General features: G+C 68.8%; 17 protein-coding genes, 3 tRNA genes and 1 riboswitch. Of the genes, 7 read left to right on the top strand and 13 right to left on the bottom strand.

Going from position 1 to position 18894, the window contains the following annotated elements; all coding sequences use genetic code 11:
* Nucleotide 1: 1 nt before the first annotated feature.
* The 6 genes from VFW71_06915 to VFW71_06890 all read right to left on the bottom strand — a co-directional run bounded on the left by VFW71_06915 (nucleotide 2) and on the right by VFW71_06890 (nucleotide 6572).
* Nucleotides 2-2062, bottom strand: coding sequence for a M64 family metallopeptidase (locus VFW71_06915; GenBank protein HEU5002491.1), 2061 nt, complete (start codon nucleotides 2060-2062; stop codon nucleotides 2-4).
* Nucleotides 2063-2241: 179 nt separating this feature from the next.
* Nucleotides 2242-3000 carry a DUF998 domain-containing protein gene (locus VFW71_06910; protein HEU5002490.1) on the bottom strand — a complete coding sequence of 253 codons (759 nt, stop codon included), beginning with the start codon at nucleotides 2998-3000 and terminating at the stop codon, nucleotides 2242-2244.
* 29 nt (nucleotides 3001-3029) lie between these two features.
* Nucleotides 3030-4253, bottom strand: a complete 1224-nt coding sequence (locus VFW71_06905) for a hypothetical protein (GenBank protein ID HEU5002489.1) — start codon at nucleotides 4251-4253, stop codon at nucleotides 3030-3032.
* Nucleotides 4253-4678 (bottom strand): sigma factor-like helix-turn-helix DNA-binding protein, encoded by a 426-nt coding sequence (locus tag VFW71_06900; protein HEU5002488.1) that lies wholly within the window; start codon nucleotides 4676-4678, stop codon nucleotides 4253-4255. The genes VFW71_06905 and VFW71_06900 overlap by 1 nt, the downstream gene beginning before the upstream one ends.
* Before the next feature lie 358 nt (nucleotides 4679-5036).
* A complete protein-coding gene (locus tag VFW71_06895) occupies nucleotides 5037-5486 on the bottom strand; it encodes a cupredoxin domain-containing protein (protein ID HEU5002487.1) in 450 nt (149 codons plus the stop codon).
* A gap of 168 nt (nucleotides 5487-5654) precedes the next feature.
* The gene (locus VFW71_06890) at nucleotides 5655-6572 is read right to left on the bottom strand and encodes a cobalamin-binding protein (protein ID HEU5002486.1); all 918 of its coding nucleotides are present in this window, start codon (nucleotides 6570-6572) and stop codon (nucleotides 5655-5657) included.
* Here VFW71_06890 and VFW71_06885 point away from each other — a divergent pair.
* The 4 genes from VFW71_06885 (at nucleotide 6565) to VFW71_06870 (ending at nucleotide 10892) form a co-directional block, all read left to right on the top strand.
* Complete coding sequence (locus tag VFW71_06885) at nucleotides 6565-7962, top strand: cobyrinate a,c-diamide synthase (protein ID HEU5002485.1); 1398 nt, start codon at nucleotides 6565-6567, stop codon at nucleotides 7960-7962. The two genes, VFW71_06890 and VFW71_06885, sit on opposite strands and share 8 nt — an antisense overlap.
* Nucleotides 7963-8075: 113 nt before the next feature.
* A complete protein-coding gene (locus VFW71_06880; protein HEU5002484.1) occupies nucleotides 8076-8648 on the top strand; it encodes an RNA polymerase sigma factor in 573 nt (190 codons plus the stop codon).
* Between the two features lie 204 nt (nucleotides 8649-8852).
* A riboswitch (cyclic di-GMP riboswitch) is annotated at nucleotides 8853-8930 on the top strand.
* Between the two features lie 16 nt (nucleotides 8931-8946).
* Nucleotides 8947-9636, top strand: coding sequence for a hypothetical protein (locus VFW71_06875; GenBank protein HEU5002483.1), 690 nt, complete (start codon nucleotides 8947-8949; stop codon nucleotides 9634-9636).
* 308 nt (nucleotides 9637-9944) lie between these two features.
* Nucleotides 9945-10892: an ABC transporter substrate-binding protein gene (locus VFW71_06870; GenBank protein ID HEU5002482.1), complete on the top strand. Its 948-nt coding sequence runs from the start codon at nucleotides 9945-9947 to the stop codon at nucleotides 10890-10892.
* 637 nt (nucleotides 10893-11529) lie between these two features.
* Here VFW71_06870 and VFW71_06865 read toward each other — a convergent pair.
* From VFW71_06865 to VFW71_06840, 6 genes are all read right to left on the bottom strand, one after another.
* Nucleotides 11530-12030, bottom strand: a complete 501-nt coding sequence (locus tag VFW71_06865; protein ID HEU5002481.1) for a Uma2 family endonuclease — start codon at nucleotides 12028-12030, stop codon at nucleotides 11530-11532.
* Nucleotides 12031-12212: 182 nt separating this feature from the next.
* Nucleotides 12213-12286: transfer RNA gene (locus VFW71_06860), tRNA-Arg, on the bottom strand.
* Entirely contained in the window at nucleotides 12277-12864 is a 588-nt protein-coding gene (locus VFW71_06855) for a hypothetical protein (GenBank protein ID HEU5002480.1), read from the bottom strand. The genes VFW71_06860 and VFW71_06855 overlap by 10 nt, the downstream gene beginning before the upstream one ends.
* A 113-nt stretch (nucleotides 12865-12977) precedes the next feature.
* Nucleotides 12978-14354: a M20/M25/M40 family metallo-hydrolase gene (locus VFW71_06850; GenBank protein ID HEU5002479.1), complete on the bottom strand. Its 1377-nt coding sequence runs from the start codon at nucleotides 14352-14354 to the stop codon at nucleotides 12978-12980.
* 64 nt (nucleotides 14355-14418) lie between these two features.
* Nucleotides 14419-14489: transfer RNA gene (locus VFW71_06845), tRNA-Gly, on the bottom strand.
* A gap of 4 nt (nucleotides 14490-14493) precedes the next feature.
* Nucleotides 14494-14567 (bottom strand) — tRNA-Pro (locus VFW71_06840).
* A 426-nt stretch (nucleotides 14568-14993) separates the two neighbouring features.
* Between VFW71_06840 and tig the strand changes: the two genes are divergently transcribed.
* From tig to clpX, 3 genes are read left to right on the top strand one after another with little or no spacing between them, the layout of a single operon-like run.
* Nucleotides 14994-16316 (top strand): trigger factor, encoded by a 1323-nt coding sequence (gene tig, locus VFW71_06835; protein ID HEU5002478.1) that lies wholly within the window; start codon nucleotides 14994-14996, stop codon nucleotides 16314-16316.
* Nucleotides 16317-16358: 42 nt separating this feature from the next.
* Nucleotides 16359-16997 carry an ATP-dependent Clp protease proteolytic subunit gene (locus VFW71_06830; protein HEU5002477.1) on the top strand — a complete coding sequence of 213 codons (639 nt, stop codon included), beginning with the start codon at nucleotides 16359-16361 and terminating at the stop codon, nucleotides 16995-16997.
* Nucleotides 16998-17042: 45 nt separating this feature from the next.
* Nucleotides 17043-18317: an ATP-dependent Clp protease ATP-binding subunit ClpX gene (gene clpX / locus VFW71_06825; GenBank protein ID HEU5002476.1), complete on the top strand. Its 1275-nt coding sequence runs from the start codon at nucleotides 17043-17045 to the stop codon at nucleotides 18315-18317.
* 94 nt (nucleotides 18318-18411) lie between these two features.
* On the opposite strand, the gene VFW71_06820 is transcribed toward clpX, so the two are convergent.
* Nucleotides 18412-18705: a hypothetical protein gene (locus VFW71_06820; protein ID HEU5002475.1), complete on the bottom strand. Its 294-nt coding sequence runs from the start codon at nucleotides 18703-18705 to the stop codon at nucleotides 18412-18414.
* Between the last annotated feature and the right edge of the window lie 189 nt (nucleotides 18706-18894).

Here is an 18894-nt window from a genome sequence, read left to right as displayed (position 1 = left end):
CTCACCAGTTTCGCCCGTAGGGGTAGTTGTGGATGAAGCGGTAGTAGATCTTCTGCAGCGACAGCCCCGGGGTGGCGTGGATGAGGCCCAGCCAGTCCTGGTTGTGCACCACCAGGTCCCGCCGGCCGGCGACCCCTTCGTAGTTGCACGGCTCGAAGCGGTCCACGGCGCCGAGGTTCCACTCGCCGACCCAGTCGGCCACCCAGCTGGCCGAAAGGGCGGAGCCGTTGGAGATCATGGTCCCCAGGTACTGCGTCGACCAGTCCTGCCAGTTGTAGACGAACAGGTCGGCCTTGCCGTCGCCGTTGACGTCGGCGATCCAGTGCTGGTCGTTCTTGCGCATCTGCCAGCCCGGGGCGTTGCCGTCGTAGCGCTCGACCATGGCGAGGTTGGCGCCGTCGGAGCGGAGCATCCCGAGGTATGCCATCGACCAGTCCGATCCGTTGAACACGTAGAGGTCGGCCTTGCCGTCGCCGTTGAAGTCGCCGACGAAGTGCTGGTCGCCCGGCTTCATCTGCCAGTCGGGCATCGTCGAGTCCCAGCGGTGCGCCTGGGCCAGCGAGTTTCCCTGGCTGAGCATGCAGGTGAGGTAGGGCATCGACCACTCGCCGCCGTTGAAGACCCACAGGTCGGCCTTGCCGTCGCCGTTGAAGTCGCCGACGAAGTGCTGGTCGCCCGGCTTCATCTGCCAGCCCGGCATCGTGGCGTCGTAGCGGTGCACCAGCGACAGCGAGGAGCCGTTCGAGCGCAGCATGCCCACGTAGGGCATCGACCAGTTGTGGCCATTGAACACGTAGAGGTCGGTCTTGCCGTCACCATCGAAGTCGCCCACGAAGAACTGGTCCCCGGCGGTGAACTGCCAGCCCGGCATCGAGCCGTCGTAGCGGGCGACCAGGTGCAGGCCACCCTGGCCGTCGGAGTCGAGCAGGCCGAGGTAGGGCATGACCCAGTCCTGCCCGTTGAAGACCACGACCTCGGCCTGGTGGTCGCCGTCGAAGTCGCCGATGAAGAACTGGTCGTGGGCCTGGAACTGCCAGGAGCCCGGTACCCGGTCCACGCAGCTGAACGCCACATCGAAGGCATTGCCCAGGCTGCGGTACAACATCAGCGAGTTTCCGTTGTGCAGCAACAGGTCGTCCTTGCCATCGCCGTTGAAGTCGCCCATGTGGGCGTCAAGGAACGTGCGGGCGGTCTTCGGGTCCGACTTGCGCTTGATGGTGGTGTAGCAGACCGTGCAGTAGGGCGGGGAGTTGCTGATCATGCGGCACGACAGCGCCGGGCGGTACATGCCGGTGTTGTTGGTGCCGCCGCCCTCGAACAGCCCGACGCTCTTGTTGTCGTCCCAGTCCGCCGGCTTGGTGCCCTGGTTGTAGCCGACGCAGCTGCCCGTGCCGGTGGGCACGGGGGTGGATGGGTTCACGAAGTTGCCCCACTTGAGGGTGGCCCGGTTGGTGTTGATGGTGTCGTTGGGCACCCCGGGCTCGCCGCCGGAGTAGGCGCGGGCGGCGCAGTACTCGTCGCCCAGCCCGCCGTAGCCGTGGCCGAATTCGTGGGCGACCGTCGTCCAGTCAACCCCCATCGGGAGCACGGCGAACCCGCCGCCCCCGCAGCCGCCGAAGCCCGGGTTGTTGAGCAGGATCAGGCACAGCTGGTAGTCGGGCACCCACTTGGCCAGGGCGGCGCTCACCAGGGCGCTGGTGTTCGGGCCGCCCTCGAGCCAGCAATGCGCCCAGGACCCGCTGAAGATGTAGCCGAGCGCCGTGTTGCGGGTGGTCTGGCTGGTGACCGTGTCGTCGCTCGGGTCGGCCGGGGTGCCGTGCTCGTCATAGGTTTTGGTGCTGACCCCGGAGTCCACCGAGATGAGGTTCACCCGGAAGATGTTGAAGCCCGAGATGTCCTCGAAGTAGTAGTCGTGCTTGAAGACCCCGTTCAGCAGCAGGTCGTCCACCTTGTTGTTGTAGGTGCTCTGGTCGCCGGCGGCAAAGCCATCCCCGAGCACCGCGATGTTGACCTTGGTGCCCGGAGGACCGGAATTGAGAATCTGCGTCACGCTGTCCGCCATCAGCCTCCCTCCTCTCTCGGGCCACAGCCCGGGTCGCCCACCCAGCTCCGTGGCAAAAATTCCGAAACTAGCTTGTCAAGGCTAAAAAGCATATCCATCTGGTCGAGAATAAACAAGGGTGGTAGCACCAAGGTCGTCGAGGGGGTGCGGGCACCATCTGTTGGGTCCGTGGGGCGGGGCTACCGCCTCCTGTGGTCTGCCGGCGCGGACCTCGGGCGCGAGGAATGTGTGCGGGCGATGTAGGCCCCGAACGCGATGAGCCACACGCTGGCCGGGTAGGCGGCGATCCGCTCCATGGTGCCCGCACCGATGCCCAGATTGATGTGCACGGCGAACAGGATGCCCGCCCCGATCGCTACCGGCGGGACGGCGAGCATGGGAACCCGCAAGCCTTCCGGGAGCGTCAGGGCGCGGGCGAGGATGAAGATTCCCACCGTGCCGGCCGCTATGCCGGGAATCGCGCCGATGATGTGCATGGTGCGGGACAGGTTCTCCGGGAAGGCACCCACGACCATGGCACCCACACCGCAGATCACAAAGGCCGCGAAGCCTATCCGTGCCCGCAGCCGCTGCTCCGGTTCTCCGTCAGTGAATTCCTGATAGATGAGTACAGCGCCCGTGGCCATGATGAGGCCCAGCACGAAGAACTCGGTGTTCATCCAGGCGTGCCGGGGCGAGCAGATGGCGTGCGTGCACACCGTGGTGCCGAGGTCGCTGATGCTGTTGTTGAGCCAGCTGTATCCCGGATTGTTCCAGGCTTGGGCGACCCCGAGCTGCACCACGAAATAGGAGGCTGCTGCCATCCAGACGACGGGTCCCAGCCACGGATGGCGCTGCGTGAAGGTCTTGAGCCGTGGGGCGGGCCGGGCTTGGAGGCCCTGCTCACGCCGGACCAGCTTGTCCCAGAGGCCCTTCCCGTGCACCACCGGCCGCGTCATGATCTCCGCAAGACTCTCCTCACCTGGGGCTACCTGCCTGGGGTGTACAGGGCGCCCGAGGCCAGATCGCGGGTCTGCCCGTAGCCGCGTCCGCCCCAGATGAACACGGTGCTGCCGGTCCACACCGCCGTGGCGCGGTACCGCCCGATGACACCGACCGGGGGGAGGGCTGTCCAGGCCCGGGTCGTGGGATCGTACATGGCCCCGTCGGAGAGGTACTTGTCCCCGATGGTGGGCACCCGGGCTCCGGCCGGGCCATCGAGTTCGCCCCCCCAGACGATGAGCGTCCTGCCGGTCCACACGACCGACGCATCAGCCCTCTTGGCCAGCGGTGCCGCCGGGAGGGCCTGCCAGGCATTGGTCGAGGGGTCGTATGCCTGCCCTCCCGCCTCTGTCCAGACCATGAGGGCCTTGCCGGTCCAGACCGCGCGCCCGTCATCCCCGATGGCCCGGACCGGGTTGGGTAGCGACGTCCAAGCGCCCGTCGAGGGGCGGTAGGCGGCGGCCGACTGTTGTCCTGGCCCGACGTCGCACATGACGATCATTTCGGCGCCCGTCCAGCCGGCCAGCGGCGGGAATGCGCAGGCGAGCGGATTGGGGGGCAGGGCGCGCCACGCATTCCCGGCCGGGTCGTACGTTGCTCCATCGAGCTGTGCTGCCTCGGTTCCGCCCTCGGTGCCGGACACGGTGGCCAGGACGATCATGCTCCTACCGGTCCATACCGCCAACGACGGGACCTGCCCGGCGAGAGGCGACCGGGCGAGCAGCCGCCAGGAGTTCGTGGCGGGATCGAACGTCGCCGTGTCGGACGTTGGGAGGGCCGCCCCCGATGCCCCTGGGTCGAGCAGGATCATCTGGCTGCCCGTCCACACGCCCAATCCCTGTACGCCGTCGGGATCTCCGGCAAACGGTGGGAGAGCCAGGTCGCGCCAGGTTGCTGTGGATGGGTCGAACGCCCTGCCGACGAACAGCACCTCGCGGCCCGTCCACACGGCGGGGCCACGCACGCCCGCCTCGTCGGGCAGCACGCGCCAGGAGGGTGGTTGGCCGGTCACTACCAGGACCTGGGTATGCCCGTGCAGGCCGACGAGCGCCCCGATCCCGCCTGCCAGCAGGAGGACCGCGGCAATGACCGCCGCCATCTGCCGGCGCCGCCGCCGGGCTCGACCCCGTTGCTCCAGCATCTCGATCGGGGCGGGACCGGCGGGCGGGTGGGCGAGGGCCTCGTCGATCAGGTCATCTAAGCGCGCCATCACGGGACCTCCTCGAGCGATGGGTCGTCCAAGAATCGGGCCACGGTGCGTCGGGCGTCAGCCAGGGTGGTGCCCATCGTGTGGGCCACGTCCGCTTCGGTGAGGTTGGCCACGTAGCGCAGGACGATGGCGGTGCGCTGCCGGGGGGCCAGCAGCTTCACGACCTCCCACACCTCTCTGGCCGGTCCGGGGATGTCGACCGGGAGTGCCCGCCGGGCGAGCAGCCGCGACGCGGATGTGGAGGTCCACCCGGCCGGGGAGGCCATGGCGCCCACCGCAGCCCGCCGAGTGAGCGCCCGGGCACAGGCTTCGTCGACGGCGTCCTGCGCATCGGCGAGGTTGCCGGCGATCAAGACCAGGGCGGTGATGAGGCGGGCGTGGTTCGATCTATACCAATCTTCGAATCCGGCAGCTGGGGTGCCCATTACCTATTAAAGGCACGGGGCGAGCCGAGTGCTGGTTAGGTTCCCCAACTACCCAACCCTATTCCCGCCCCGGGCTGGCGTTGAAGCACAAGGGCCCGGGGCCACGGGGCGTCGGGGACCGGTTGTCGGCGCCAGCCGGAGGCGGCGGCCGGACGGGGGCGGAGTGTTTCTTCCAGTGACCGCGCAATCCGCGGTTACCTATGCACAGCGAGAAAACCCAGGCGCCGGCCCCCGGCGACGGCCATTGGACCTCTCGCCGGGGCCCGGCGTCGGCTCGATCGTGGACACTCCCCTAGTTGGGGCGGTGGACTGGTCCGGCGGCCGCCTGCCGCCCCCAGCCGGAATGCCCGCCCAAGTTTCAGGACACCGACAACTCTCCGACCATGCCGAGGCTCTGGTGGTACTCGCAGTGGAACTCGGCAGTGCCGGACTGCGGGAACGTGATGGTTACTGTGGCGGACGATCCCGGGGTGTTCACGTCCTGGTTGATGTTCTGGTCCGACAGCGTGAAGTTGTGCTTGATGCTGCCGACGTTTTTCAGCGTGAGCGTCACCTTCTCGCCCGGGCTGCCCTTGAGCACCGTGGGCTGGAAGTAGTAGATGCCCGGGTCGTTGTCGAGGTTGAGTGTGAAGGTGCTCTTTCCGGTGAGGTCCTGGGTTCCTTTGTCCGTCGCCTTCTCTCCGTTGATGGTGAGCGTTCCGCCGCTCGTCCCGGAGGAAGCGCCCGAAGACGTGGAGGACTTGGAGCAGGCCGTTCCCATCAGAAGCAGAGCACCAAGCACGATCGCGGTCGTCGGCAGTCGTCTCACGAGCACCTCCTTTGTCAGGGTCTCTCAGGGGGACTACGGGCGACCGGCGCCGATGGATTGCGGGCCGCAGGAAGTGCTCGGCGGAACGTCGCCCTACTCCCGGGTCGGCCGGTCGCCGAGGGACCGGCCTCACTCGGTCGCGACGCTGACGCGAAGCTGTTCTGTGCGTCAGCGGATCCGGGCGATGGCATCGAAGGGGCCGGTGACCCCAACTCCCGGATGCAGCACAGCGGCCAGGGCTTCGACGCCGTCCACCAGCCGGGGACCCGGACGTGAGAAGTAGGAACCGCCGTTGGCGGCGTAGATCTCCCTGACGCCGGCGAGCTCGGGCCGCTCCGCCAACGCCCTCCCCTCGGCCACCGCGGCTGCGAGGTCGTAGCCGCAGGGCATGAACACGACAACCTCGGGGCCCGCCGCAGCGATGGCGTCCCAAGTCACCCGCACCGACGGCGCCCGCCAGGAGCCCAGCAGGCATCGGCCACCGGCCGTCTCCACCATCTCCGGAAGCCAGTGCCCTCCGTTGTACGGGGGGTCGCCCCATTCGAGGGCGAAAACCGCGGGGCGGGACGAGCCCCTCGTGGCGGCCTCCACGGCGGCCAGGCGGCCATGCAGCGAGGCCACGAGGCTCTCGGCCTCAGCAAGGCGGCCGGTCACGGCGCCCACAGTGGCCACGCAGTCGATCACCTCGTCCAGGGAGCCGGGGTCCAGGGAAACGACCTGGGCCGGGCAGCCCAGCACGTCCAATGCTTCGTGCACGTGCCCCGAAGGGACGGCGCAGACGGCACAAAGATCCTGGGTGATCACCAGATCCGGGGCCAGTTCCCTGATGGCGTCCGGGTCCAGGCGGTAGATCGGTTCCCCGCCTTCCAGGCTGGCGCTGACCCGGGCGTCGATCTCGGCGGGCGTGGCCGCCGGCGGCAGGACGGAAACCGAGACCCGCCGCACGCCGCGAGCCGCCTCGGGCCAGTCGCACTCATGGGTCACGCCGACCACCTGCTCGGACAACCCCAGGGCAAAGAGCATCTCGGTGGCCGAGGGGAGAAGCGAGACGATCCGCACGCCGCCATAGTATGCGGCGGTGCCCACCCTCGGCCCCCGCCTCGTCGTCGCCGGCACGCACTCGGGCGCCGGCAAAACCACTGTCGCGGTGGGCCTGATGGCGGCGCTGGCCGCCCGGGGCTTGACGGTGGGGGCAGCCAAGGTGGGCCCCGACTTCATCGACCCGGGCTACCACACCCTGGCTACCGGCCGGCCCGGGCGCAACCTGGACGCCTGGCTCTGCGGCGAAGAGCATCTGGGCGCGCTCGCCGCCGCTGCAGGCAAGGGGACCGACGTCCTCGTCGTGGAGGGTGTGATGGGCCTGTTCGACGGGTCGGCCCAGCCCGGGTGCGATGGGTCCACGGCCGCCGTCGCCCGCATGCTGGGGTGCCCCGTTCTGCTGGTCGTCGACGCCTCCGCCATGAGCGGGTCGGTTGCTGCGGTTGTCCATGGCTTCGCAACCCTGGACCCCCGGGTTCGGGTAGCCGGCGTGGTTCTGAACCGAGTGGGGGGGCCGGGTCACGCGCTTCTGCTCCGGGAGGCCCTCGAGCCGCTGGGCATCCCTGTCCTCGGCGTGCTGGCCACAGACGACGCCTTGGTCTGGCGGGAACGGCACCTGGGTCTGGTCCCCATTGCGGAGGACCCGGCGGGGGTGCAGGGCTCGCTGGCCGGACTGGCCGCTGCGATAACGGCAGGCTGTGACCTCAACGCCATCCTGGCCTTGGCGCGCTCGGCGCCCCGGCGCACGGAGGCTGCGCCCCCGACCGCTCGGCCGGTCGATGGGGGGGAAGTGGTGCGGGTGGCGCTGGCGGTTGGACCAGCTTTCAGCTTCATGTACCCGGAGAACTTGGAAGCGCTGCGGGCCACAGGCGCCGAACTGGTGCCCTTCGACCCCCTGACCGACCCGGCGTTGCCGGAGGGGTGCCACGCCCTGTACTGCGGCGGCGGCTTCCCGGAGGTGTACGGCCCAGCCCTGGCCACCAACGAGCCCCTGCGCAGAGCCACACGCGCAGCGCTCGCCGGGGGCCTCATCGCGTGGGCCGAGTGCGGAGGCTTCCTGTGGCTGTGCGACGCCCTGGATGATCACCCCATGGTCGGCGCCATTCCCGCCTCGGCGCGCATGACCCCGGACCTGACGCTCGGCTACCGGGAGGCGCTCACCCGGGTGGCCAGCCCGCTCGGTCCGGCGGGCACCACACTGCGGGGCCATGAGTTCCACCACAGTTGCGTGGATCCCCCAGGGGGTGCCCTGACCCTCCACAGCCGGTGGGGCAGCGGGACAGGCGGTTACGCCTCGAGCTCGCTGTTCGCCTCCTTCCTGCACCAGCACCTGGGCGCCGATCCCACGCCTGCTGAGCGGTTCGTGGCCTGCGCGGCCGGCCACCGTGGGCGCAGGCGCGTGAGCACCCCGTCACCTTCCGGGCGTCGCGGGCGCTGACCGGAGAGAAGAACCCATGCCCAACCGGTACCGTCCGGCGGGGCACCGGAGCGAGATGGTGATGGCATGACCGTGCAGCGCAGCGAGTCGCAGCACCCTGCCCCCACTGCCCCATGACGCTGGGCGAAGCGTTCGCATCGATCCTCCAGGCGGCCCGGACCGGCTCGGACAGCGCCTGGCGCGCCATCTTCGACGACCTTTCCGGGCCGGTGTACGGGTACCTGCGCAGCCGAGGGGCCGCCGAACCGGAAGATCTCGCCGCCGAGGTCTTCCTCCAGGTCGCCCGCGACCTGGCTCGGTTCACGGGCGGCGAGCCCGAGTTCCGGTCCTGGGTCTTCGTGGTTGCCCACCACCGGCTGCTGGATGAACGCCGGTACCGCCGCCGCCACCCCGCGGAGGCCGCTCCCGCGGAGGCCCTGGCCGCACGCGCCGGGGAAGGCGACGTCGAGGAGGAGGCCATGCGCTCCCTCGGCACCCAGGACGTGGTGCGGCTCCTGGAGTCCATACCGGTGGCCCAGCGGGAGGTCCTGCTGCTGCGCATGGTTGCGGGGCTCAGCATCGAGGAGGTGGCCCGGACCACCCGGCGCACACCCAACGCAGTCAAGGCCCTGCAGCGCCGCGGGCTGGCGGCCATCCGGAAGAAACTTACCCGGGAGGCGACACCTTCCCCGGGTCCGCGGCGCTGACAGGGCCGAGATGGGAAAGCTCGACGGCATCAGTGACCGGGACCTCGATCAACTTCTCTCCGGGACGGCGCCCAACGGAGGCAAGGACATCGACCCGGTGCTCGCCCGGTTTGCCGACGAGGTGGGGACGGCCTTCACTCGGCCCCTGCCTCCCGAGGCGGCCCGGCGGGCACTCACCGCAGCCATCGAGGTGTCCCGCCTCGCCATCGACAAGGGCGACCCGGCCGCGAGGCCGGCAAGCAAAGCCCACGGGCCTGCGCGGCAGGAATCCGGGCTACCGAAATGGAGGAGGAGAACCGTGTTCAGCACCCTGTTCGCATCACTGACCGCCAAGATCGCCGGCGTTGCCATCGCCGCCGCGGCCGCAACCGGTGGGCTGGCCGCCGCCGGCGCCCTGCCCGCCCCGGCCCAGCAGGCCGTGGCGAACGCCGCATCGACCATCGGTGTGCACCTGCCGTCTCCTCACGCCGCTGCCGCCGCTGCGACGGCCGCCAAGAACGACCTGCAGGACGTGACGGGCACCGCAGGCGCCGGGGTTTCGGAAACCGCCTCCGCCGGCGTGAACCACGGCAACTGCGTCTCCTACGCCGCCAGCGCCGCCGACAGCCTCGGGCTCAGCGGAAGCGCCAAGGGCCAGTTCATCGCCGCTGTCGCCCAGGACTCCTCGGCCGTCTCTGCCCAGGTCTCCGCCACCGCCACCCCGGATGCCGCCTGCCAGACCGCCATCGCCGCTGCCCAGCTGGCCGCGGACTCGACCGGCACCCACGGAGCCCCGCACGGGGCCTCGGTGACCGGCACCGCCTCCTCGTCGAACGGGGTGTCCCGCAACCCCACCGGCAACGGCCCGACCAGCCACCCCAACGCCACGGACCACCCCGGATCGTCCAGCCCTGCCGCCGAGCCCACCGACCTCCCCAGCGCCGCAGCTTCGGCCTTGGCCCACAACCCGACCGGCTTCGGTCCCACGACCCACCCCGGCAAGCCGTAACCTCGCTCGCTGCCGGTCTCGGAAGAACCCGCCCTTGCCGGGCGGGTTCTTCGCGTCGGGCCCTTCAGGGCGTGCTTGCATCGCAGTGTGCCGGCTACTAGCCTGGCGCCAGCATCCAGCCGGCCAGCGAAGTCCGGTCACCAACCCGGCGCTGTCCCGCAACTGTGGAGCCCCCCGAGCGTTCGCCCGGGGGGCCGAGCCAGGTCGCCTGACCTGCTGGAAGCGGCCAGAAGCGCTTCGTCGAGGAACGAGCGGGCCGGCGAGCGGGGCATTCCCCTGGCGTCGGACCATGAGACGGGAGGGGAACAATGCACCGCTGCACCGCCGCCCTTGCCGCTTTCGCCCTGGTCCTCGGAGGGTGCGCGTCGCCCCGGAGCTCCCCGGCGTCCACGCCCTCGGTCGGTTGGCCGGTCACGGTCACAGCCGCCAACGGTCCCGTGGCGATCGCCGCCCGGCCGGTGCGTATCCTGTCCCTGTCGGCCAGCGCCACCCAGATGCTCTATGCCATCGGTGCCGGCCCTCAGGTGGTCGCCGTCGACAAGTACTCCATCGATCCGCCTCAGGCTCCCCGGACGTCCATGACCGGCTACGAGGACAGCGCCGAGAGCTACCTCACCGTCAAGCCGGACCTGGTGATCCTCGCCTCAGACGCCGGGGGCACGCTGGAGGCCCAGCTGAAGGCGCTGCACGTGACGACAATGCTCCTCCCGCCGGCCACCACGCTGGGTGACACCTATGCCCAGATGCGTCAGCTCGGGGCGGCCACCGGGCATACGTTGGCAGCGGGGGCGGCCGTAGCGGCGGTCCGGGCGCGCATCGCCAAGATCGTGGCCACGGTAGGCGACCGGGCCAAGGGGCTCACTTACTACCAGGAGCTGGACAACACGCTGTACACCGCCACCTCGCACACCTTTATCGGCGAGCTCTTCGGACGGTTGGGCATGGTCAACGTCGCCGACCTCGCCGGCAAGTCCTCGGACTACCCACAGCTCAGCGCCGAGTACTTGATCCAGGCCAACCCCCAGTACGTCTTCCTGGCCGACACGGTGTGCTGCGCCCAAAACGCGGCCACCTTCGGCGCCCGCCCAGGCTTTGACACCCTGCGGGCGGTGCGTGACGGCCACGTGTTCCCGGTCACGGATTCCCTCGCCTCAGAGTGGGGACCTCGGGTGGCCGACTTCCTGGCGACCATCGCCGACGACATCGCCCCCGGCTCGGTGACCCCGACGGCCTCGCCCCTCGGTGGGCTGCCGTGACCGGCAATGCCTGCACGGCCTGTGGCGTCCCGCTGCACGAGGAGCGCTGGGCCCGCTGCGAGGTCTGCGACGACGCTGAACTCTGCCTTTCCTGCGCGCGGGCGCACCTATGCACGACTGAATGCGCCGGCCGGGGATGCCTCCCCGGCCTCTGCGTCCACGAGGTCCGCCGTGGCGCAGTGTCGGAGGGCTTCGGGGTGCGGGACGACCCCGCGGGCGAATAGGACGAGGACGGTGTCGCTCTCCGGCGGCCGAACGGTGCCGTTATGTCCTCTACGGTAGACGCGGCTTTGGCCTCCTGCGCTGGCGTCCCGGCGCCGCACGGGGCTTGCCGGCAGGGGTACCCGCTCCCGGTCCCTCGCTAGGATGATCGCCTCGCCGTCAGGGAGACAGAGGAATGCCCCCGCCCGCTGAGCCCGAACTGCCGGTGAAGTGCCGCACCTGCGGCCAGGTCATCGACAAGAGGGGAAACTTCTGCCCGCAGTGCGGCCACGCCCTCCCCTCGCTCAAGTCTGTGTTGCTGAACAAGTCGTGGATGTCGCGAGGCTCCCAGTAAGCTCCCCCGTGGCGGCCAGCGGGGCTGCAGTGGCACAAGGCATGCCGGGATTGCATGCCGCGGGTTTGTTCTGCGACGGATCTAGGGTCGGAGTGCTGCCGGGTCAAGGGAAATCGGGAACGGCTTGGTGACTGCCAGGAGTCTGCCGGGGCGCGCCATCGCTGACTGGATGTACTCGTGGCCATCCAGCTGGTACACGGTCACCGAGGGGCCTTCGTCCGGCTCTACGCGCCAGTACAAGGGGACGCCGGCCCGGGCGTACAGCGCTGGCTTCGTCAGCCGGTCCGTCGTCTGGGAACCGGGGGAAACGATCTCCACGACCAGGCTCACCTGGGTGGCATCCAAGACCAGTGCGCGCTCCGCCTCGGGTGCTGGCAAGGAGACCACCAGCACGTCGGGAACGAGCAGGGTGCCGCCTGGCAAGCGGACGCCGACGGCTTCGAGGACGGTGACCCCGGGAGGAGCAACAGTGTGCAGCGCAATGGCGAGCCTCAGGCTCATCCCTTGGTGGCCGGCGCTGGGAGGAGGGTTCACGAGGAGGGCCCCCTCCACCAGCTCATAGCGCTGCGTGCCCTCTGGCAACGCGAAGAGATCGTCCTCGCTCCATAGGCCAGAGTGCTGCTCAAGACCTGTCGACACCCTTGCAGCATGCCATAGGGCGGCCGAAAAATACACGGCACCGTTCCACCAGTGGGTGCAATCCGCTCAAGGCCTCGTCAAGAGTGCGGGGACTATGAGCCGCGGCCTATACCCGGCAACGCGTGCGCGCCCGGAGGGATTCGAACCCCCGACCCTCGGATTAGAAGTCCGACGCTCTCTCCAACTGAGCTACGGGCGCCTCTGGCCAGTGTAGAGGGCGCTCGGCTCGAACGCGAAGTCGTCGATGTGGTCCTCTTCGGCGTCGTAGTACGGGTCGAACCACCGCTCGCCCGCCCGGGCGACCTCGACCTCCTCCAGGCTGAGGGGTAGCTCGATCACCTCCGGGCGCTCCTCCCGCTCCACGATGCCGATGGTCTCGGCCATGGCTGCCCGCTGGCGCAGCTTCAAGATCAGCGCCGCCGCCAGGGCGAGGGGAAGGAAGCCCAGCCAGCTGGGGAAAGGGGCACCCGTGTTGGGCAACTGGGCGCCCTGCGCCGGGACGTTGCTCAGCTGGGGGCCGCCCGCGGCGGCGGCATCGCCAGCAGCGCCGTTGGCGGCGGCGGCCGCGCCTGCCGACGACGAGGACCCGCTCGATGCCGAGGACCCGGTGCTGGCGGACGTTGTGGCCCCCGGCGTCCCTTTGCGTCCCGCAGGAGGAGCCGAGGACTTGGCCCCGGAATGCAACACCAGCAGCACGAGGGCGAAGAAGATCACCGCTGCAATGGCTGCCGCCGGTCCCCGGTAAGAGCGCCCCGGCGAGCCTCTCAGATTGCTCATGGCCAGCCTCACTCGTTTGGATGCCCCGAGGAGTTTACCAGCCGAAATGACAGAGGTGTAGTTTATCGGCAGAAGTTTTTCGCGATCTTTTGGGCACAGTGGTAGGGCGCCGGCTACAGCGCCCCGTACGCCTCCAGGTAGGCCGTGGTGTAGCCGATCACGTCGAAGAAGTCGTCGATGCGCACGTGCTCGTTCGGGGCGTGGATGGCCGAGTCCGGCCGGGTGACCCCGGGCGGGGAGCAAATCGGGATGCCAAGCAGCTTGGAGATCGGGTACATCGGTCCGGTCGCCGGCATCAGGGGCCACACGCCGGGCGCCCGGGGGAACCACTCGGCGGCGACCGACTCGATGGCCCGCCCCAGCAGGTTGTCGGTGGGGGAGCGGGAGGGGTTCTCGGCGCTGATGACCTCCATCTCGATATCGGTGAAGCCGTGCTCGTCCAGGTGGCGCCGTAGCTTGCGGGCGATATCGTCGGCGTCCTGCTCGGGGACAAGCCGGAAGTCCAGCTTGGCCATGGCCTCGGCGGGCAGCACCGTCTTCGTGGCCCCGGGCACGGTGTAGCCGGTCAGGAACCCGGCGATGTTGGCCGTGGGGTTGTAGATCAGGGCATGGCGCAGGGCGGCTCCGCGCAGGCCCTGGGCGAACTCGTCGATGCCCAGGCGGTCGAGCTCCGACGCCTCGTCGAAGGGCAGACCCTCGATGAGGGCGGCGTCACGCTCGTCGGGGGCCAGGGCGTCCTCGTAGAACCCCGGGATCACCACCCGGCCCTCGGCGTCCTTGAGTGAGGCGAGTGCCTGCACCATCCGCCAGGCGGCCGAGGGGACGTACACCGCGTTCGACGAGTGCTGGTCGTAGGTCAGCTTGCGGCAGCGCAGCTCGATGTAGAGCAGGCCCTTGCAGCCGTACACCAGCTCGGGGCGGCCCTCGTGGTCGATGCGCCACCCCTCCCAGACGCAGTGGTCGGCGCCCAGGCGCTCGGCGTGTGCCCGGCAGATCTGCTCGAAGTGGATGCTGCCCGACTCCTCCTCCCCCTCGACGAAGAACTTCACGGTGAAGGGCAGCTCCCCGATCACCTGCCGGTAGGTCTCCAGGGCGCACATGCGGGCGACCAGGTCGCCCTTGTTGTCGGCGACCCCCCGGGCGAACACCCGGCCGTCCCGCTCGGCGGGCTCGAACGGCGGGGAGTGCCACAGGTCGATAGGGTCGACCGGCTGGACGTCGTAGTGGTCGTAGATCATGAGGGTGCGCCCGCCAGGCCTGCCCGGGATCGTGCCCACCAGCGCGGGTGGGGCGCCCGGGACGGCAAGGCGCTCGACGGTGGCCCCCAGGCCCACCAGCCGCTCCTCCAGCCAAGCCGCCATCTGGTCGAGCCCCAGGCCCTCGGCCGAGATACTCGGCCACTGGCAGGCCTCCTTCAGGGTCTCCACGAAGCGCCGCCCATTGGCCTCGACATAGGTCCGGATGGCGGTGAACTGCGAGCGGTCGGTCATGCTCCCCCTCTCCTCATCCGGTCCTCGTTCGGCCCGCGTCCGGGTCACCAGTGGAGTGCACGAGAGCGGGCGAAGGGAATCGAACCCTCACCACCAGCTTGGAAGGCTGGAGCTCTACCATTGAGCTACGCCCGCAGAGTCGGGACGGGGAGATTTGAACTCCCGACTTCCTGCTCCCAAAGCAGGCGCGCTACCAAGCTGCGCTACGTCCCGTCGCCATCCGCAGAGGCCGACCCTACAACGAATGGGGCGACCAGCCCACCCAGAGCTGCTCAGGCCGGCCCGGTGCCTCATTCATTATCCCGCCCGGCGTTGGGGGGCCGCCCCGGCGATGGGCAGCCGCCCGGAGTTCCCTAGAAGTTCCGGCCTGCTTGCATTCCGTTCCCCCATCGCGATCCCGAGACCTACCGCCATCAACGTCCGCGGCTGGGGTACGAGCGCGGACCTGGCCGGCCGGACCGCCCGGGTAGGCGGGGGTACGGCACCAGCGGAAAAAAGCTGTCTTCTCCGGCTACGCCAAGGTTGCCTGGCGGGTGGGGCCACCTGCCCCCCAGGCGCCGGCGCTCCGCCTCCGGTTGCGGCATTGCTGCGCTCCGCCTCCGGCTACGCTGTCTCCTCTCGGGGTACCATGCGCCGCACATGAAAACCACAGTCGAGCGCGAGAGCCCCACCAAGGTGAAACTCCTGGTGGAGGTGGAGCCGATGGAGGTCGAGCGGCTCACCGCCGAGACCATCCAGCGCCTTGCCAAGGACATCAAGATCCCGGGCTTCCGCAAGGGGAAGGTGCCCCGGCAGATCATCGAGTCGCGCATGGGGAAGGACGCCATCCGCCAGCGCATGCTGGAGGAGTCGATGCCCCGGCTCTACACCGACGCCACCCGCCAGGAGTCGCTGCGCCCGGTCTCCTCGCCGGACATCGAGGTAGTGGATTTCGACGGCGACGCCTTCAGCTTCACCGCTTCGGTCGAGGTGCGTCCGGACATCAAGCTTCCGCTGTACCTGGGCCTCGAGGTCCAGCGTCCGTCGAACCAGGCCACCCGGGCGGAGATCGACGACCGCCTGGCCGTGCTGCAGAAACGCTTCGCCACCCTGGAGCCCGTAGGGCGCAACGCTGAGAAGGGCGATTTCGTGCTCATCGACATCCGGGCGAGCATCCACGACACCACCATCGATGAAGCCAGCGCCAATGACCTCATGTACGAGGTCGGTACCGGCACGCTGACTCCCGAGACCGACGACGAGCTGGTGGGCAAGCGGGCGGGCGACATCATCAAGTTCAACAGCGTCCTGCCCGAGCGCCTGAGCCCCGAGCACGGGGGCAAGGAGGTCACCATGACGGTGATCGTCAAAGAGGTCAGCCAGCGCCGGATGCCGCCCCTGGACGACGACTTCGCCAAGACCGCCTCCGAGTTCGACACCCTGGAGGAGCTTGAGGGGGAGATCCGGGACCGCATCGAGGAGTACAAGGGCGTCCAGGCCGACCGCGAGGTGTCCAACCGGCTCCTGGACGAGCTGGTCGACATCACCGACGTGACCGTCCCCGAGTCCCTGATCAGCGCCGAGGCCGAGGCCCGGATGACCGCCCTCGAGGAGGAGGTCCGCAAGCACGGCATGACGGTGCACGACTACCTCGAGACCGTGAACATGACCCAGTTGGAGCTGAGCACCTCGCAGCGCCGGGCTGCCGAGCGGTCGATCGCCGCGGACTTCGTGCTCGATGAGATCGCCAAGGCGGAGGGCCTGAACGTGACCCGGGCCGAGCTCGACGCGGAGATCGACAAGATCGCCACCCGGGCCGGCCGGGACGTGGACGAATTCCGCCGGGACGTCGATAAGAGTGGCCGGGTTGAGGCACTGGCCGGTGATATCCTTCGAAGGAAGGTGCTCAACTACCTGGTCGAGCACGCCGAAATCACAGACGAGACCAACGAAGAACCGGCTAGCGGACCACCTGCCGACTAGCCCGGGGCCCCAGCGTTTGCCAGAGAAGAAGGAGCGCGTTTCGTGGACAACTACCTGGTGCCCGTCGTCGTGGAGCAGACCAACCGGGGCGAGCGCTCCTTCGATATCTACTCCCGGCTGCTGAAGGACCGCATCATCTTCCTGGGAACTCCCATCGACGACAATGTCGCCAACCTGATCACCGCCCAGCTGATCTTCTGCGAGTCCGAGGACCCGGATCGGGACATCTGGCTGTACATCAACTCGCCCGGCGGCTCGATTACCGCCTTGCTGGCGATCTACGACACCATGCAGTTCATCAAGCCGCACGTCGCCACCCTGTGCATCGGGCAGGCGGCCAGCGCCGCGGCGGTCCTGCTGGCGTCGGGGGAGAAGGGCAAGCGCTTCGCCCTGCCGAACTCCCGGGTGCTCATCCACCAGCCCGAGTCCGGGGGGGTCGGCGGGCAGGCGGTGGACATCGAGATCCACGCCAAGGAGATCCTGCGGATGCGGGCCCTCCTGGACCAGATCCTGGCCGACAAGACCGGGCAGACACTGGAGAAGGTCTCCCACGACACGGACCGTGACTTCATCATGAATGCCGACCAGGCCAAGGCTTACGGCATCATCGACCAGATCATCGTGGCCCGCGAACAGTCCCCGGTCCTCGCTGAGCAACTCGACGAAGCAACCGCTAGCTGATCCACCCACTGCAGCAAACAACAGCCTTTTAGGGGGAGCGACGGGATGCCGAAGTTCGGCGATGGCGGCGATCTGCTTAAGTGCAGCTTCTGCGGCAAGTCTCAAAAGCAGGTCAAGAAACTCATTGCTGGGCCTGGCGTCTACATCTGCGACGAGTGCATCGACCTCTGCAACGAGATCATCGAGGAGGAACTCACCGAGTCACCGGAGCTGAAGCTCGAGGAGCTGCCCAAGCCCCGGGAGATCTACGAGTTCCTGAAGGACTACGTCGTCGGCCAGGACCAGGCCAAGAAGATCCTGTCGGTGGCGGTCTACAACCACTACAAGCGCATCCAGGCAGGTGCTCGCCGGGACAGCGACATCGAGCTGCAGAAGTCCAACATCCTGCTGCTTGGCCCCACCGGCTGCGGCAAGACCCTGCTGGCCCAGACGCTGGCGAAGATGCTGAACGTGCCGTTTGCCATCGCCGACGCCACCGCCCTCACCGAGGCGGGCTACGTGGGCGAGGACGTCGAGAACATCCTGCTGAAGCTCATCCAGGCGGCGGACTACGACGTGAAGAAGGCCGAGACCGGCATCATCTACATCGACGAGGCCGACAAGATCGCCCGCAAGTCCGAGAACCCCTCCATCACCCGGGACGTGTCCGGCGAGGGCGTGCAGCAAGCCCTGCTGAAGATCCTCGAGGGCACCACCGCCAGCGTGCCGCCCCAGGGGGGCCGCAAGCATCCCCACCAGGAATTCATCCAGATCGACACCTCCAACATCCTCTTCATCTGCGGCGGTGCCTTCGCCGGGCTGGAGAAGATCATCGAGGCCCGTGTCGGCGCCCGGGGCATTGGCTTCGGCGGCGACGTGCGCAAGCGGGAGGAGAAGGAGATCGGCACCATCCTGGCCCAGGTGCTGCCCGAGGACCTGCTGAAGTACGGGCTCATCCCCGAGTTCGTGGGCCGGCTGCCGGTGATTTCCTTCGTGCACAACCTGGATCGCCGGGCGCTGATCGAGATCCTGACCAAGCCCAAGAACGCCCTCGTGAAGCAGTTCAAGAAGGTCCTGGAGTACGACGGCGTCGAGCTCCAGTTCACCGAGGAGGCGCTGGCCGCCATCGCCGACCAGGCGATGTTGCGGGGGACCGGCGCCCGCGGCCTCCGGGCGATCATGGAAGAGGTCCTCCTCGACGTGATGTACGACCTGCCCTCCCGCAAGGACGTCGGCAAGTGTGTGATCGACAAGTCCACCGTGCTGGAGAAGGTCAACCCGACGCTGATCCCCCGCACGGCCGAGCGCAAGCGGCCGGAACGGGGCGAGCGCTCGGCCTAGCTTCTCGGCTTCGGTCTCTCGGCAGTGGAAAACGGCCCCCCGGCGGGGCCGTTTCTGTGTTTCTGGCGAAGCTGGGAGCGCCATTCCCGCCTGATCAGCAGCCTGGCAGGGAGCCGACCGCCGTCGTGGTCCCGGTGACCAGCCAGATGGTGAAGCCCGGCCCGGCGGGCGCCTCGGCGAGGAACTGGGGAACCAGCGCGGTGACGCTCGGGGGCGGCGTGGCATTCAGGGCCTCGTACTCCCCGGCGGCGGCCTCGACGGCCTGCTTGTCGGCCTGGCAGGCGGTGAGCGAGGCCGTGCTGGGGGCCGTCGATGGGACATGGGTCACGCTCTGCCGGGCCGCCAGGGCGATGATGACGAGGGCGGCCGGGCCCCGCAATATGTGCAACTGGATACATACCGGAGCAAACTTGTGGATCCAGCCGCCATAGTGGCGGCCATTTCCACAAGTTTCTGCGCCACTCAACGCCAGCGGCCGGCGCCCCCATGGATCGGGGACACCGGCCGGCTGGCGGCGGGGAATCGGTACTGCGGTACTGCCGTGCTGCGGTGCTGCGGTGCTGCGGTGCTACAGGTG

The organism is Actinomycetota bacterium (assembly GCA_035765775.1).
Lineage (GTDB): Bacteria > Actinomycetota > CADDZG01 > JAHWKV01 > JAOPZY01 > DASTWV01.
This window is presented reverse-complemented; position numbering and strand designations above follow the sequence as displayed.

Bases quoted from the DNA above. Each gene is read 5' to 3' on its own strand.
- VFW71_06915 (HEU5002491.1), bottom strand. From the start codon at position 2,062: ATGGCGGACAGCGTGACGCAGATTCTCAATTCCGGTCCTCCGGGCACC.
- VFW71_06910 (HEU5002490.1), bottom strand. From the start codon at position 3,000: ATGACGCGGCCGGTGGTGCACGGGAAGGGCCTCTGGGACAAGCTGGTC.
- VFW71_06905 (HEU5002489.1), bottom strand. From the start codon at position 4,253: ATGGCGCGCTTAGATGACCTGATCGACGAGGCCCTCGCCCACCCGCCC.
- VFW71_06900 (HEU5002488.1), bottom strand. From the start codon at position 4,678: ATGGGCACCCCAGCTGCCGGATTCGAAGATTGGTATAGATCGAACCAC.
- VFW71_06880 (HEU5002484.1), top strand. From the start codon at position 8,076: ATGACGCTGGGCGAAGCGTTCGCATCGATCCTCCAGGCGGCCCGGACC.
- VFW71_06870 (HEU5002482.1), top strand. From the start codon at position 9,945: ATGCACCGCTGCACCGCCGCCCTTGCCGCTTTCGCCCTGGTCCTCGGA.
- VFW71_06855 (HEU5002480.1), bottom strand. From the start codon at position 12,864: ATGAGCAATCTGAGAGGCTCGCCGGGGCGCTCTTACCGGGGACCGGCG.
- VFW71_06850 (HEU5002479.1), bottom strand. From the start codon at position 14,354: ATGACCGACCGCTCGCAGTTCACCGCCATCCGGACCTATGTCGAGGCC.
- tig (HEU5002478.1), top strand. From the start codon at position 14,994: ATGAAAACCACAGTCGAGCGCGAGAGCCCCACCAAGGTGAAACTCCTG.
- clpX (HEU5002476.1), top strand. From the start codon at position 17,043: ATGCCGAAGTTCGGCGATGGCGGCGATCTGCTTAAGTGCAGCTTCTGC.